The sequence below is a fragment of the Streptomyces sp. B93 genome (genome assembly GCF_018070565.1).
Lineage (GTDB): Bacteria > Actinomycetota > Actinomycetes > Streptomycetales > Streptomycetaceae > Streptomyces.
This window is the reverse complement of record NZ_JAGPXL010000027.1, coordinates 1-13347: the sequence shown is the minus strand read 5'-3', so window position 1 is coordinate 13347 and position 13347 is coordinate 1. Positions and strand designations below refer to the sequence as shown.

Sequence of the window (13347 nt, the reverse complement as noted above, 5' to 3'; positions counted from 1 at the left end):
AAGAGATCACGGAGAGATGGGATTCGGCCACTTCGGGGCGGGCGCCCCGGTCTTGCCCGGGGTCGTCGGAGGGCTCTCCTCCACTGGTCCAGTCCAATTTTCGCGCCGTATGTGTCCGGGTTGTTCCCGTTGTGAATCCCCGCGATCACGCGGCTGAGCCCGCCTGATGTCCGCTTTGCTGCTCCTTTGCCGGTAAACCGGATCTGTCCATTCCGGATGGTTGCCGGCCTATCCATTCACGCCAATAGGTGTCCTGAGGGCCGCATTCGGGGAGTGGAAAAAGAGGGGGAACACATAGCCTGGCTCTTATGTCGCAATTCCCCAGCCAGGGCACGTACCCCCCACCTCGAAGACGACGCGCCAGCGGGCGAGTGATCGTTTCTGCATGTGTCGCCGTGGCCTTGACGGCCGGGCTCGGTTACTGGGCATACTCCAGCCTGGTCGCCGACGAGGAAGCGGAGGATCCGCAGGTGGTCGCGGCAACGGCGCAGCTGGAGGAGTTCCTGGCCGCCTGGGAGGCGGGTGACGCGGGACGGGCCGGGGGTCTGACGGACACCCCGGACAACGCCGAGTCGCTCATCGAGTCCGTCACCACGAACCTCGCTCCCACCAAGACGGAGATCACCGCGGGCGAGGGAGATCGAAAAGCGGACGGGCAAGTCGAAATCCCCTTCACGGTCAAGATGGCGCTGCCCGGAGCGGGGAACTACTCCTGGGACTCCAAGGCCCGGGTGGTCGGCGCGGACGACAAGTGGAAGGTCGAATTCCACACCGAGATGGTGCATCCGCAAATGGTTCCCGGGCAGACCCTCGCCCTCAAGTCCCGCGACCGCGCCCTCATCCTCGACACCCACGGCGAGGAACTGCGCTCCGCCTCCCTGGTCGGCGTCGTCGACGAGAACGGCAAGGGCGTCTCCGGCCTCCAGGCCCGCTACGACGAACAGCTCACCGGCGGCTCCGGCGCCGCCCGCTCCGTCGTGGTCGTCGACCGGCAGTCCGGCCAGGTCGTCAAGAAGCTCACCGGCACCAAGGCCGCCAAGGGGGAACCGGTGCGCACCACCATCGACCCCGAGGTGCAGGAAGCCGCCGCCGACGCCCTGGAGGGGGTGGAGAAGAACGCGGCGATCGTCGCGATCGACCCCTCCAGCGGCCATGTCCTCGCCGCGGCGAACCGGCCGTCCGGTATGAACCGTGCCCTGGAGGGCCGCTACCCGCCCGGCTCCACCTTCAAGGTCGTCACCGCCGCCGCCCTGCTGGAGCACGGGATGCGCCCGTCGGACCCCGCCGAGTGCCCCAAGTTCGCCCACGTCGACGGCCAGCGCTTCGAGAACCAGGACCAGTTCACCCTGCCCGCCGGATCGACCTTCAAGGACAGCTTCGCGCACTCCTGCAACACCTTCTTCGTCAACTCCCGCACCGAGCTGACCGAGTCGGACCTGCACGACACCGCCGCCGCCTTCGGCATCGGCGGCACCTGGGACGTCGGCGCCGCGACCTACGACGGCAGCGTCCCCGTCAACACCAGCGACAACGACAAGGCCGCCGCCACCATCGGCCAGGCCCGCGTGGAGACCTCCCCGCTGGTCATGGCCTCCATCGCCGCGACCGTCAAGGAGGGCGGCTTCAAGCAGCCCGTCCTGGTGCCCGACGCGGTCAAGAAGACCCACGAGGCCCCGGCCCGGCTCGACCCCGAAGTCACCGGCGCCCTGCGCGAGATGATGCGCGCCGCCGTCACCGACGGCGCCGCCTCCGCCCTCGCGGGCATCCCCGGCGAGCCGCACGCCAAGACCGGCACCGCCGAGTTCGGCACCGAGACACCGCCGCGCACCCACGCCTGGATGATCGGCTACCAGGGCGACCGCCAGCTCGCCTGGTCGGTCCTGCTGGAGGACGGCGGATCGGGCGGCGCCGACGCCGGGCCCGTCGCGGCCGCGTTCCTGCGGAACCTGGTGGGGTGAGGCCGACAGACACCGCACCTCTGCTCCCACAGCAGAACACCGGCACGGGGGAATCCGAGGACGGCCGTGCCCGGCCGCTCCCGGAGACGGCCCACTTCCCCCTGCCGGGCGACAGAACCGGCGAGATCAGGTCGTGCACCTGCGACCGAAGGAACACACCCAGGCCATGCCTGCCACAAGCGGGCGAGGGCGTAGTTCAGTCATGAGGGGGAATCCGCCATGAGCACCTGGAACGACGTGACGATCCGGCTTCTCGGCCCTGTGGCCCTCGTCAGAGGGGGCGTGCCCATCCCGATACCGGGACAGCGGCAGCGACGGTTCCTCGCCTCCCTGGTGCTGCGCGCCGGACAGGTCATCTCCAAGGAGGCGATCAGCGACGACTCCTGGGACGGTGAACCGCCCCTGACGGTCTCCGGCCAGCTCCAGACCTCGGCCTGGATGATCCGCCGGGTGCTGGAACAGGCGGGGCTGCCCCGCGACACCCTCGGCTCCCACGACCGCGGCTACGAACTGCGGGTGCCGCCGGGCGCCATCGACCTGACGGTGTTCCGGGAGACCGTACGCGAGGCCCGCGACCTCTACGGCCGTGCCCAGCACCGGGACGCCTCCGACCGCCTCGACACCGCGCTGGAACTGTGGCAGGGACCGGCGCTGGCCGACGTCACCTCCAGCAGGCTGCGGCTGAAGGCGGAGGCGCTGGAGGAGGAACGGACCGGGGCGGTCGAACTGCGCGCCCTGATCGACATCGGCCTCGGCCGCCACAACGAGGCGATCGCCCGGCTGTCGGAACTGGTCGACCGCGACCCCTTCCGCGAGGACCTCTACGTCAGCCTCATGAAGGCGTACTACGCCGAGGGCCGCCAGGTCGACGCGATCCAGGTCTTCCACCGCGCCAAACGGCTGCTGCGGGAGCAGATCGGGATCAACCCCGGGGCGAGGATGACCAAGGCGATGCAGGCGATCCTCTCCCAGGACGACAGGTTCATGCGGGTCGGCTGAGCTGACCGGACACGCGGGTCGGCTGAGCTGACCGGACACGCGGGTCGGCTGAGCTGAGGGGACACGTGGGTCGGCTGACTGGATTTCACCACCTCCGTCCTCACCTGACGTAACGTTCCACCCACTCAAAGTGAGCACACCGTGACAGGAGTGGGTGGAACGTTGGCTGGGCGACGGGCGGTTCTCAGGGGAGTCCTGGCGGCGACGGGCGCGGCGGCGGCCGGTGCCGGAGCCATGGCGGCGAGCACACCGACCGCCACGCGACGCGGGCCGTACCGCACCGCCGTACGACTGCGCTGGCTCGGCGTCGCGGGCTGGGAGATCGCCATCGACGGCGGCCCCAGCATCCTCTTCGACCCCTACCTGAGCCGCATGCCCTGCCTCGCCCCGGACGGCACCCTCGACCCCGGGCTCCCGCTCCGGCCGGACCCGGCCACCGTGGACCGGATCGCCGCACGCCAACTCGTCGGCCCGCCCGAGCTGATCCTGGTCAGCCACGGCCACTTCGACCACGTACTGGACGTACCCCAGCTGCTGTCCCGCCCCGCCTGGGCCGGGGCCCGCATCAGGACCGTCTGCGACGAGACGGTCCGCCACCTCCTGGCCGCCATGGAGACCCCCCGCTCCCGGACCGACGACGTCATCCAGGTCAAGGGCGGCGAGTACCTCCGCTTCGACGGCTACACCGTGGAGGTCTTCCGGAGCCTGCACAGCCAGTTCGCCGACCACGGCTACTTCGCCCCCGGCCGCCGTGTCGCCCCGCCCCGCCGGCCGGCCACGCTCGGCGACCTCGTGGAGGGCGACACCCTCGCCTACCAGGTCTCCGTGGACGACGGCCCCAGCATCCTGCTGATGGGCGCCAGCAACTTCGTCGAACGCGAACTGACCGGCATCCGCCCGGACGTCGCCGTGGTCCCGATGAGTTCCCACTCCGCGGTCCACGGCTACCTCGACCGCCTCCTCGACGCCGTGGGGCACCCGCCCCTGCTGCTCCCCAGCCACCACGACGACATGGTCACCCCCGTCACCGGCACTCCCCAGGGCCTCGCCGCCACCACCGACCCCTCGGCCACCAGCGAACTCACCCGCGCCGCGGGCCCCGACTCCCGCGTCCTGTCCCCGCGCCACCTCCAGCCCGTGGACATCACCGCGGCCCTGACCTGACGGGCGGAGCGGGCGAAGACCCCCCGAAGAGAGCTGACGGTGAGGATGAGGAGGGACCCGGAGAGGGACGAAGCCCAACAGAGGGGAGACCCGGGCGATGAACCCGACAGCAAAGGTGAGCCGCTTCCTCGTCGCGGCACTCGCGACCGGCGCGGCACTGCTCACCACGGCGGCCAGCGCACAGGCGGGGGCGGCCGACTTCAGCTTCACGCCCGAGAAGTACAGCCGGCTCCCGTTCGGCACCGCGAAGGCCGACGCCTGGGAACAGCTCGGCGGCGCGCTGTCCCGTCCGGGCAGCGCGGACGGCTGGTGCGAGGACTCCGGCCGGTCCATCACCTGCTGGACCACGTCCTCCGACTACGCGCCCTACGGCACCTTCTCGTTCACCGAGGACGGCAAGCTGTGGAAGAAGCACCACGAGGGCCTCTACGAGCCCACGGCACCGTCCATCCGGCTGGCCCACTACAACCAGGTCCAGGTCGGCATGACCGAGGCCCAGCTGTGGTCGGTGGTACCCAGGGACTCCTGCGTGCTCCAGGACGAGGGCTACCCGAACTGGCCCGCCACGGACGGCCGGATCCAGATGTACTGGTGCGACGCGTCGACCGGCCTGTTCCCGCCGAACGCCCGCTTCTACCTCACCGACGGCACGGTGACGGCGAAGTACCAGCGCTCCCTGACCTGATCCCGTACGCCGCTCAGGGCCGCCCCACCCGCTCCCGCCGCCCGGCGACGGTCACCACCACGGCCGCCACGACACAGCCGACGAGCAGTACGGCGACCACGACGAGCGTGGGATTGACGAACGCGGGGACGAGGTCGTAGTCCGCGTTGCACCGGTTGTGCAGCGGGAACCACTGCGACGGCTCACGCCAGTGCTCGGCCCGGTAGTCGTCGTCGTACCGCACCCCGCGCCGCGCACACTCCTCACCGACGTCGAGCCCCCCGGCGAAGGCCCCGACGAACCAGGTCACACACCCGACCCCCACCAGCACCACCGCGGGAAACACCCACCACCCGGGGCGCCGCCAACGCCGCCCCGGCACCCCGCGCACCGTCTTCCAGACACTCAGCGCGAACAGCCCCAGCACCAGCAGGGGCAGAACGATGGCGACCAGTGCGCTCACTTGCGACGGGGTCCCTTCACGGGCGGACGGACGGGCGGACGGTTGGGCGGACGGGCGGACGGTTGGGCGGACGGGCGGACGGTTGGGCGGACGGACAGGTGGTGCGGTCGGCCCGGACGGGTGGTGCGGTCGCCCGGACGCGACGCTACGAAACGTCGCTCTCCGTCCCATCTTCGTCCATGACGGCGGACGCCCTCGTACGGCCGTATGACACCGGACTGAAACCGGCCACGGCCGACCCGCGGACCACCACGCCCCTCGCCCCACAGCGGCGGTGCGAGTGTGCTTCGGACTCGTCTCCGCGAGGGGCGACGCGAGCGGGTTGTCTCGCCGCCGGGGGCGGAAGCGCGATCGTGGGCGAGGAGTGAGGCAGAGACCGTGGCTGGTTCGATCAGGAGCACGGCAGCAGCGGACGCCTCACCTCGCGGGCGTTCCTGCACTCCGAGAGCGCGGGCGGGATCGTCCTCGTCGCGGCCGCGGTGAGCGCGCTGGTGTGGGGGAGCACCCCGCGGCGGACGGCGACACGCATCTCTGGCAACAGAATTGCTGCGGGAGTACGAGTGATCACGGGACCAAGGGACTCTCATACTCCAGGGGTGGACATGTCCGAGGAAGGCGAAGCGCTCGATCCTGAGTGGGTCGAGGCGGGCAACAACGTGAACGGCATCCTGCACGGCTGCCGAGACGCCTCGCCCGTCGCCGAACGCTTCGTGCGGGCCGGCTGGAGGTCGAGGTCGTCCTCCTGGGACGGCTACGAGGTGGGAACCCGTTGGTGCGAAGTGGAGCTCGACCCCGTCGACGGGCCGGACGTCCTGCTGAACGGAGTCGTCGACCCGCGGCGGCTCGATGACCTCGCCGACCTCCTCCACCGCTTCCGGCTGACGTACTCCCTGGAGCTATACGACGGGGACGGCACCCTGGTCCGCAGGGTCCGAGCCTGACTCGACGAACCGCGCTCAAGGCTCCCGGACACGTCCGAGGGCTTTCGTGTTTGCCGGGGTTGACCTGGGGAATCTCCCCAAGATCCTGTCCACGAATAGTCCACGAACCCCGACATGCGACCGCTCCGCGCTGCATACGCCTGCGCATACGCGAAGACCCCGTCCTCAGCGTCTCCGCTGGTGACGGGGTCTTTGGGCACCTAATTCCTGGTGCCCCCGGCAGGATTCGAACCTGCGCACACGGCTCCGGAGCCCATCAGAGATCGGTGCCCTCGTGAACCGCTGACCTGCGGCGGAGGCATGACCGCGATCCCCGCTCACCAAGATCATCACGCCCCTATTACGTGGGTGACCTGTCGGGCGGTCGGTCCGCCCCGTATGGTCGAAGCATGATCTCGGGCAGCAGCGGGGCATCTGACAGCGGCGGCGCGGAGTTCACGGCGGAGGGCCTGGAGCCCGTCCTCCGGGAGGCATGCGCGAGGGTCGGACTCAACTCCCGCGGCGCCGAGTTGCTGCGGCTCGGGTCGAACGCGGTCTACCGCCTTACGTCGTTACCCGTCATCGTCCGCATCGCGCGTGACCGGTCGGTGCTCGCGGAGATGGAACGGGCCGTGGGCGTGGCCCGGTGGCTTGAGACGCAGGACTTCCCGGCCATGCGCGTGCCAGCGTCGGTGAACCAACCGCTCCTCATCGGCGGCCTGGTGGTCACCTTCTGGGAGAGCGTCCAGGAGACCGTGGAGTACGCGACGGTCGGCGAGCTGGCCGATCTCCTACGCCGCCTGCACTGGCTTGAGGAACCGGAATCCCTGGGCCTGCCGTACCTCGACCCGCTGGCCAAGCTGGCCGCGTCCCTCGAAGGGCTGGACGGTGTATCGGGAGAGGACCGCACGTTCTTGGAGGAGCGAGCGGCGAGCGTTGCCAAGGACTACGACCGACTGGACTTCGTCCTGCCCTTCGGCATGATCCACGGTGATGCCAGCATCGGCAACGTCCTCCGTCATAGGGACGGGCACGCCGTGCTCATCGATCTGGACGGCTTCGCCCTCGCCCCACGCGAGTGGGACCTGATCCAGACGGCAATCTTCTACGACAGGTACCGCTGGCACACAAAGGCGGAGTACACCGACTTCGTACACCGGTACGGCTTCGACCTGATGAACTGGCCCGGGTACGAGACGCTCGCGGACCTACGGGAGCTGATGATGGTCGCCTGGCTCGGCCACCAGGTCACGACCAGCGACCGGTCTGCCGCCGAATTCGCTCGCCGGATGCGGTCCCTGCGCACGGGGGAGGGCCGAGACGAATGGGGCCCGTTCTGAGCACGTACTGACCAGCTCCGTCAGATACCGAGGTGATTACCCGAGGCGATCCACAGTCTGTGCTCTCTGACCTGCTCCGTGAAGATCTGTACGTCCTTGCTGTTCCCGCCCCTCGCAAGGTTCTGCCGAAACTCGGCAAGGTAGCTGACGCAGCGAGCCGACTTCAGTTGCTCACCCAGGTCGAGAGCGTCGAGCGCCACGCGGCAGGCTTCTTCGGCGTCACCAGCACGTAAATGAGCGTCGGCCAGAACCATGGTCGCGAAGAAGTCGCTTCGCACGTGGCTGCCGCTCATGGCGTTCTCTGCGTGGGCGACGGCCTGCCGGGCGCTGTTGACGTCTCGGAAGCAGTGGGCGGCTTCGGCAGCGAGTTCAGCTTCGTCGAAGTAGCTGATCCACTCTGGCTCATCGTCGTTGTTCTTGCTCTCCAGCGCCTTCGTGGCCGCGTTCAGTGCGGCTTCGCAGGCCCGTACGTCACCGGTCCGGGCAAGAGCGCGAGCCTCCATCGCGTGGAACTGGGCGCGCAGTGTCGGAGTGGCCACGGGGGCGATGCCCATGAGAGCCGCGCGGGCGAGCGTGGCGGCCTGCGTGTAGCGACCGAGGAACGTTGCCTGATGGCTCATGGCAGACAGGATGCTTCCGGCAAGTCGGCGGTCGTTGGCGTCCTGGGCCAGTCGGAGGGCCTGGAGGAAGTACCGCTGCGCCAAGCCGTGGCGGCAGGCGTCGTACGACATCCAACCGGCCAGAAGGGTTGCCTCCGCCACGGTGGAGAACAGGGCCCGCCCAACCTGCTCGCTGTACTGGCCGTGCAGGAGCGGCGTCACCTCGTTGCTGAGGTACTGGATGGCTGCGTGCCGAGCGTGATCGCCACCAAAACGATCGTCTAACTCCGCGAACATGTCCGCGGTGATCTTGATGGCGGCAACATCACCCAGACCGACGCGCATTCCGTCGCGACGCTGCCGAGGAACGGACGGCTCGGGCGCGACCAACCACCGGAGCGAGGCTTCGTTCCACGCGGGCTCGGACGGCTCGGCCTGTAGCAGGGGCTCGTACCGATTGAGATCAGCGCGCCACAGCCGACCGACCGCATCGATCGCGCCTTCGGGGCTGGCCGGATAACTGGCGTCCAGGAGCCCAGTGTCCCGCTCGCCTTCTTGCTTCAGCCCCAGCTCGGCGGCGCTGAGACCGAACGCCTCGCACAACAACGGGCCGTAGAAATCATCAGGCGTACTGTGCCCGTTCTCCCAACTGGTAATACGGCGCTTGACGCTCGCATCCGACGGAAGATGGTGGCCTCGACGCATAGCCACCTGATGCAGCTCACGCACCAACCTCGGCTGACTCCAGCCCCGGCCCGCACGGGCTTGCCGTAAGAGAACGCTGGTCGGCTCCAGCGAAGACGTGACCGTTCCCTCCCTCACCTGTGCCTCGGTGCGAGCGCCTGGCGCGCAGGCCCGTTGACTCTCCGACCGAATGTACGCGCTGTTCATCACCATGCGCAGCAAGTCATCGAGCCTGGGGCTCCGTTGACGGCTGACGGGGGATGACGCGTCCACGCGTTACGCGTCATCCCCCGTCACCTCTCGTCATCTGCCCTGGCCAGGGCCGTGGCCTTGAGTCTGGACACAGGGCGGCATCGCGGCCGCAACGGAGTCCGACCGAGGTGAGATGACGTGCAGAGGATGACCAGAAGAGGCATCGAATGGCTCTCCGCGGCGGCTGACGATCCGGTGGCGTGCCGGGCCGTCTGGACAGACGATCCCCGAGCGCCGTACATGCTGCCGACTGGCCGCTTCTTCGACGTGGTGACGGTGGACGAACGAGTCGGCGTAGAGACCTTCGATCAGCTGTTGCGCCGCGGATTGCCTTTCGGGCCAACACTCCTCGACCACAGGGCCCGACGTGTGGGCTTCTTCCTGGGCTCGCAAAGCCTGAAGGACTTCACCCACTACCTCACGCGGGAAGAGGGGACCCCACCCGCGTACCGATACCTGGGCCGCGGCTCGGTCGTGGTCGTGCCTGGCCCCATGCCCATGTCTGGTGACCGTTACGAGTGGCTTCGTGCACCGACTCGGCGGCCCATGGCCAACCCGCTCCGCCCGGTCGCCCTGGCGACCATGCTCGTCGCCGCGGCCGAACTGCTCGCCCGTGTCGACCGGTACGGCGAGCGCTACCCGTCAGCGGCTTCCCTCGCTCGGAATGCCATCGAGAGGGCCTCGACCGATGCGGGATGACCCCTCCGCCCGGCACGACGCCGCTACCTGGTCGCCTCTGGACAGTGACGGCTGGTACGCCGCACGCGATGCCACGACCGCTCTACGGGACGCCCTAATCCGCGCAGGAATGGAAAAGGACTTCCCCTACCTGCGTGCCGACCTGAACGCCTTCGGGCACGGCCTGGTCGAACTCGGGCGTGTGTCGCCGGATACGGCAGAGCGCCTGGCGGAGCTACTGCGGCTCGCGCTGGCCTCCGGGCTACGGCGCCTTGAGGAGAGCGGCGAGGAACCTACTGGACACCGTGAAGAAGGGGACTGACGTCATGACCGACCGACGGGGAGTGGTCGCCAAGCGCGCCGAGAACTTGATGCCGGGCGTTCCGTACGTCCGCGGCTGGACGCAGGCTCGACGCAGCACCGGGGGCTTGGCCGCAGAGTTGACCGCTCTGGGCTTGGAATCGGACTTCCCCGACCTCAAGGCGGACGTGAACGTCTCGGGCGATGGCCTGGTGGACCTGGGGACCGTCCGGCCGGAAGCGGCGCGGCTGTTGGCCGAACTGATCGTGTCGGGTCTTACGGCGGAGATGGCGATGGGTACTGACGCCTGGGTGGCGGAGGCTGGCACGGGCATTACCCGTCGGAATCCGTCTGCCGCTTGATCACATCGACCGGAGACCCTGGCCTGTTGCGGTTCGAGCGTGCTCCTGCGGCTGGCTAGGCCAGGCCCCGTACATCGTCGTCCCCTGGAGACCGACGTGCGGGGCCTTCAGTTCTCCGCGATGCCCTCTGTTCGTTGGTCTGCCGCTCGGCCGGGACCGGCGCCCCAGCGCCGCAGCCCGGACGGAGCGGCAGACCAACAATTTTGCTGGGCGGCGACAATGGGTGTGTTCTCTCCGTACGCGCATGAAGGACATCAGCTTGGGAAGCTGCGGGCATTTGCGACGGGTAGGGCTGCTGAACTGGGCGTTCACCTGGCACCGGGTCTCATCGCCCTCGGTCGCTTTCACCGTGGTTCCCCGCTGTTCCCCGCTCGATCTGGTGCGCTTGTGGTGCGTCGGTCATGTCCTGGCCCGGCGCCGTCGACTCGTCGGCTCCGCCGTACAGATCGGCGCGGAGACGCTCCTTGGCTGCCTCAAGGCGCGGGCCGTAGTCGTGCATGAAGATCTCGCTCAACGTCTTGTCCAGCGTTCCGGAGATCGCGTAGATCGGCGACCAGACGGCTCGGTCGCGCACGATCCCCTCCAGGTCGTCGGACTGGAGTATGACTTGGTAGAGCCAGTCCGACAGCACGAACGCTTGATCGCGCGTGAGCCTGATGGTGATCGCTTCCTCGTCCACGCCCTCAACGTAGCCGTCTCGGCTGGCGGTGTCTTGGGCCGAGCTTCCGTGCGGACCAACACGCTTTCCAACTGTGGTGGTGGGGCGATGGGGTGTGTATAGGGCCGTTCACCTGCGTTCATGGGCGGTTGGCCATGGGAGCGGCTACCGGCTTCGGTCTCGCCTGAACGACGGTGAACGGCGCTGAATGAGACGGAAACTGAGACAGACGGACATGCAGGGCTGAGGCGTCCGGCCGGCCAGATCGCTGGTCTGACAGCTTCCTCCGTACGAGGATGCTGCCATGCGCCATACCGACGAAGAGAACGAGCGGCTCAGGTTGATCCGCCGCTACGTCACGCCCGACCGGCGGTACCTCAAAGTCGGTGGCGTCCTTCTAGGTATGAGTGGACGCGACCGAGCCAGGTTCATGAAGAAGCTGGGCAAGGCTGCCGGTGAGATCAGCCCTCGTGAACTGTGCACCCTGCTCGACGGAGGATGGCGCGAGCGCAAGACGGCGGCCTGGCTCATCGCTGTGGCCGGCAGGACCGAGTTTCGGGAGCGTCTTGGCGAACTCCTGCTCGCCAGCGAAGGGCCGCATGCAGGACAGGCGTACTGCGTGGCGCTGGCCACCTTCGGCACTTCTGCCGACGCAGACGCCTTGGTCGCTTATCTCGACTACTACCTTCCCCAACCTGACCTCTACTACGACCAGCAAGCCGCCCTCGGCGCGCTCTTGCTGCTCGACGCCAAGCTCGGTGCTGACCACGCGGCCCGGTTCCTCGCCCCGAATGGGCTCTGGCAGCAGTGGATCGACGGGCCGCCCAGCAAGGACCGCGATGCCCCCGACAGCTATCGAGAGTTCATTTGTCAGCTCTGCGCTTTCGCTGATGAAGCTGCCAAGCACGTTCGGCACGTAGCTCGGTTTGACCGACACTGACGGTTGAGGGCATCGGCTCTTCTTCTTGCCCTGGGTGTTGCCGGGGATCTAGGGGAGCTGGGTTTTTGCTGGTCGGACAGGTGGACGCCTACGCCTGAGAGGCCGACGGTGGTCGTCGTTGGCTGCCGGCGAGCAGCCTCGGACGACCCAGCGACGGCCCAAGCGGTCGACCGATTCAGACCTCACTCATGCGGTACGGCTCAGGCAACGGCGACAACGGCACGTCGAGTACGCGACCCAACAGCGCTCGCGCCACGGCGTCGCGCTCCGAGTCCGGTTGGCCTGGTCTCATCGAAAGGATCACACGGTCTCGAGTGACGACGGCAGCACCCGTGAAGCTTGGGTCGGTGATCGAAGACTCGTCCAATGTGACGTCCAGCTCTGCGAGGAGCTCAGGCAGAGGGGCGTCGAGAAGGCGCTGAGGACTCAGCACCTTCTGGGCGTAGCCGGTTTTGAGCTTTGACGTCTTCGCTTGGTCTTGGGCGTGCCTTGTCACGGGCCTATCTCCTCAGCCGACCTTTGATGGGGCGCCACAGTCCTTCCCCAGGGCCGGGCCAGAACAACACCACGCTGAACGATCTCCCCATAACAGTGAGGGCAGGAACGCCAGTTCGAGGGCCGCGCTGAGGACATCCGCTTGGGAAGCTTGGGTTTTCTGGCGGCAGTTGCTGTCCTGACCTGCGGCGGGGCGGTATCGGCGACCTGAGCGCACCGTGGCCACTCCCCGCTGTTCCCCGTGGTTCCCCGCAGGATCTGGCACGCTTCTGGCACGACCTCTTCGCCCCGAACTCTCGAATAGGTGATCATTGAGAACTGGGGGTGCTGGCCAGTCGCCCACTGAGAGTGATTGACGCTTGAGCGTAGTCGCGGCGCTTGCTGCCTTCGCTGTTGTATTGCTTCAGGGGCCCGCTGGGAACTCCGCCGAGAGTCACGAACCAGCTCCTCAAGGGAGCGGTCACGGTTCAGGGGTCGAGTCACCGAGGGATCGTCCCATGCCAGATCTCACGGACTGCGAGTCGATGAGCCCTGCGCTCGGCTCCACCTTGCGGCCATCAGCTTCGCGGACCTGACCCGCCGTCTCGCCCGCGACTACGAGAGGCACCCGCACCGCTCCGAAGCCATAATCCACGTCGCGATGATCGACCTCATAAGCCGACGTCTCACCCGCGAATCCACCCCGAACTGGCGCGACACCTGAACCTCGAACCAAACACCCGCGCCGGGACAAAACACTCTTTAAGTGGGCGTTCACCTAGAGTTTTTCCGGTATGCCTGCTTTACCCATGACCTACTTTGGGTGTCTTCACCAGGTAGAGGTGATTTGTTCCCTGCAAGGTCGAGCACTCGGCTGTCCACTTCACGTGCT

Annotated in this window: 14 protein-coding genes and 1 pseudogene; 11 read left to right on the top strand and 4 right to left on the bottom strand. The window is 67.9% G+C overall.

The genetic code is table 11. The features are described 5' to 3' along the window. Positions 1-308: 308 nt before the first annotated feature. The 4 genes from KBY47_RS23545 to KBY47_RS23530 all read left to right on the top strand — a co-directional run bounded on the left by KBY47_RS23545 (position 309) and on the right by KBY47_RS23530 (position 4806). Positions 309-1958, top strand: coding sequence for a penicillin-binding transpeptidase domain-containing protein (locus KBY47_RS23545; protein WP_210923884.1), 1650 nt, complete (start codon positions 309-311; stop codon positions 1956-1958). Between the two features lie 219 nt (positions 1959-2177). Continuing rightward, positions 2178-2957 carry an AfsR/SARP family transcriptional regulator gene (locus tag KBY47_RS23540; RefSeq protein ID WP_210923882.1) on the top strand — a complete coding sequence of 260 codons (780 nt, stop codon included), beginning with the start codon at positions 2178-2180 and terminating at the stop codon, positions 2955-2957. A 162-nt stretch (positions 2958-3119) separates the two neighbouring features. Next, a complete protein-coding gene (locus KBY47_RS23535; protein ID WP_247695119.1) occupies positions 3120-4121 on the top strand; it encodes an MBL fold metallo-hydrolase in 1002 nt (333 codons plus the stop codon). 97 nt (positions 4122-4218) lie between these two features. Next, positions 4219-4806 carry a BLIP family protein gene (locus KBY47_RS23530; RefSeq protein ID WP_210923880.1) on the top strand — a complete coding sequence of 196 codons (588 nt, stop codon included), beginning with the start codon at positions 4219-4221 and terminating at the stop codon, positions 4804-4806. A 13-nt stretch (positions 4807-4819) separates the two neighbouring features. On the opposite strand, the gene KBY47_RS23525 is transcribed toward KBY47_RS23530, so the two are convergent. Both KBY47_RS23525 and KBY47_RS23520 read right to left on the bottom strand, forming a co-directional pair. Further along, positions 4820-5248: a hypothetical protein gene (locus KBY47_RS23525; RefSeq protein WP_210923878.1), complete on the bottom strand. Its 429-nt coding sequence runs from the start codon at positions 5246-5248 to the stop codon at positions 4820-4822. A 391-nt stretch (positions 5249-5639) separates the two neighbouring features. After that, positions 5640-5777, bottom strand: coding sequence for a hypothetical protein (locus tag KBY47_RS23520; RefSeq protein ID WP_210923876.1), 138 nt, complete (start codon positions 5775-5777; stop codon positions 5640-5642). A gap of 73 nt (positions 5778-5850) precedes the next feature. On the opposite strand from KBY47_RS23520, the gene KBY47_RS23515 reads away from it, so the two are divergent. Together KBY47_RS23515 and KBY47_RS23510 are read left to right on the top strand one after the other, a co-directional pair. Next, positions 5851-6189: a hypothetical protein gene (locus KBY47_RS23515; RefSeq protein WP_210923874.1), complete on the top strand. Its 339-nt coding sequence runs from the start codon at positions 5851-5853 to the stop codon at positions 6187-6189. A gap of 389 nt (positions 6190-6578) precedes the next feature. Then, entirely contained in the window at positions 6579-7508 is a 930-nt protein-coding gene (locus KBY47_RS23510; RefSeq protein WP_210923872.1) for a phosphotransferase enzyme family protein, read from the top strand. A 20-nt stretch (positions 7509-7528) separates the two neighbouring features. On the opposite strand, the gene KBY47_RS23505 is transcribed toward KBY47_RS23510, so the two are convergent. After that, on the bottom strand, positions 7529-8812 hold the full coding sequence (locus KBY47_RS23505) for a hypothetical protein (protein WP_210923989.1): 1284 nt from the start codon (positions 8810-8812) through the stop codon (positions 7529-7531). A 378-nt stretch (positions 8813-9190) separates the two neighbouring features. On the opposite strand from KBY47_RS23505, the gene KBY47_RS23500 reads away from it, so the two are divergent. The 3 genes from KBY47_RS23500 to KBY47_RS23490 are packed head-to-tail and all read left to right on the top strand — an operon-like array spanning position 9191 to position 10383. Then, positions 9191-9742 carry a bifunctional DNA primase/polymerase gene (locus KBY47_RS23500; RefSeq protein WP_210923987.1) on the top strand — a complete coding sequence of 184 codons (552 nt, stop codon included), beginning with the start codon at positions 9191-9193 and terminating at the stop codon, positions 9740-9742. Further along, positions 9732-10043 (top strand): hypothetical protein, encoded by a 312-nt coding sequence (locus KBY47_RS23495; RefSeq protein WP_210923870.1) that lies wholly within the window; start codon positions 9732-9734, stop codon positions 10041-10043. Before KBY47_RS23500 ends, KBY47_RS23495 begins: the two co-directional genes overlap by 11 nt. A gap of 4 nt (positions 10044-10047) precedes the next feature. After that, positions 10048-10383: a hypothetical protein gene (locus tag KBY47_RS23490; protein ID WP_210923868.1), complete on the top strand. Its 336-nt coding sequence runs from the start codon at positions 10048-10050 to the stop codon at positions 10381-10383. Between the two features lie 325 nt (positions 10384-10708). On the opposite strand, the gene KBY47_RS23485 is transcribed toward KBY47_RS23490, so the two are convergent. After that, positions 10709-11062, bottom strand: a complete 354-nt coding sequence (locus KBY47_RS23485) for a hypothetical protein (protein ID WP_210923866.1) — start codon at positions 11060-11062, stop codon at positions 10709-10711. A 283-nt stretch (positions 11063-11345) separates the two neighbouring features. Between KBY47_RS23485 and KBY47_RS23480 the strand changes: the two genes are divergently transcribed. After that, the gene (locus KBY47_RS23480) at positions 11346-11981 is read left to right on the top strand and encodes a DUF6000 family protein (protein WP_210923863.1); all 636 of its coding nucleotides are present in this window, start codon (positions 11346-11348) and stop codon (positions 11979-11981) included. Positions 11982-13053: 1072 nt separating this feature from the next. Then, positions 13054-13179: pseudogene (locus tag KBY47_RS36665) on the top strand (IS5/IS1182 family transposase); the annotation flags it as partial. Between the last annotated feature and the right edge of the window lie 168 nt (positions 13180-13347).

Coding starts and splice junctions, on each gene's coding strand:
- KBY47_RS23545 (WP_210923884.1), top strand. CDS start 309: ATGTCGCAATTCCCCAGCCAGGGCACGTACCCCCCACCTCGAAGACGA.
- KBY47_RS23540 (WP_210923882.1), top strand. CDS start 2,178: ATGAGCACCTGGAACGACGTGACGATCCGGCTTCTCGGCCCTGTGGCC.
- KBY47_RS23530 (WP_210923880.1), top strand. CDS start 4,219: ATGAACCCGACAGCAAAGGTGAGCCGCTTCCTCGTCGCGGCACTCGCG.
- KBY47_RS23520 (WP_210923876.1), bottom strand. CDS start 5,777: ATGCGTGTCGCCGTCCGCCGCGGGGTGCTCCCCCACACCAGCGCGCTC.
- KBY47_RS23515 (WP_210923874.1), top strand. CDS start 5,851: ATGTCCGAGGAAGGCGAAGCGCTCGATCCTGAGTGGGTCGAGGCGGGC.
- KBY47_RS23510 (WP_210923872.1), top strand. CDS start 6,579: ATGATCTCGGGCAGCAGCGGGGCATCTGACAGCGGCGGCGCGGAGTTC.
- KBY47_RS23505 (WP_210923989.1), bottom strand. CDS start 8,812: ATGCGTCGAGGCCACCATCTTCCGTCGGATGCGAGCGTCAAGCGCCGT.
- KBY47_RS23500 (WP_210923987.1), top strand. CDS start 9,191: ATGACCAGAAGAGGCATCGAATGGCTCTCCGCGGCGGCTGACGATCCG.
- KBY47_RS23495 (WP_210923870.1), top strand. CDS start 9,732: ATGCGGGATGACCCCTCCGCCCGGCACGACGCCGCTACCTGGTCGCCT.
- KBY47_RS23490 (WP_210923868.1), top strand. CDS start 10,048: ATGACCGACCGACGGGGAGTGGTCGCCAAGCGCGCCGAGAACTTGATG.
- KBY47_RS23480 (WP_210923863.1), top strand. CDS start 11,346: ATGCGCCATACCGACGAAGAGAACGAGCGGCTCAGGTTGATCCGCCGC.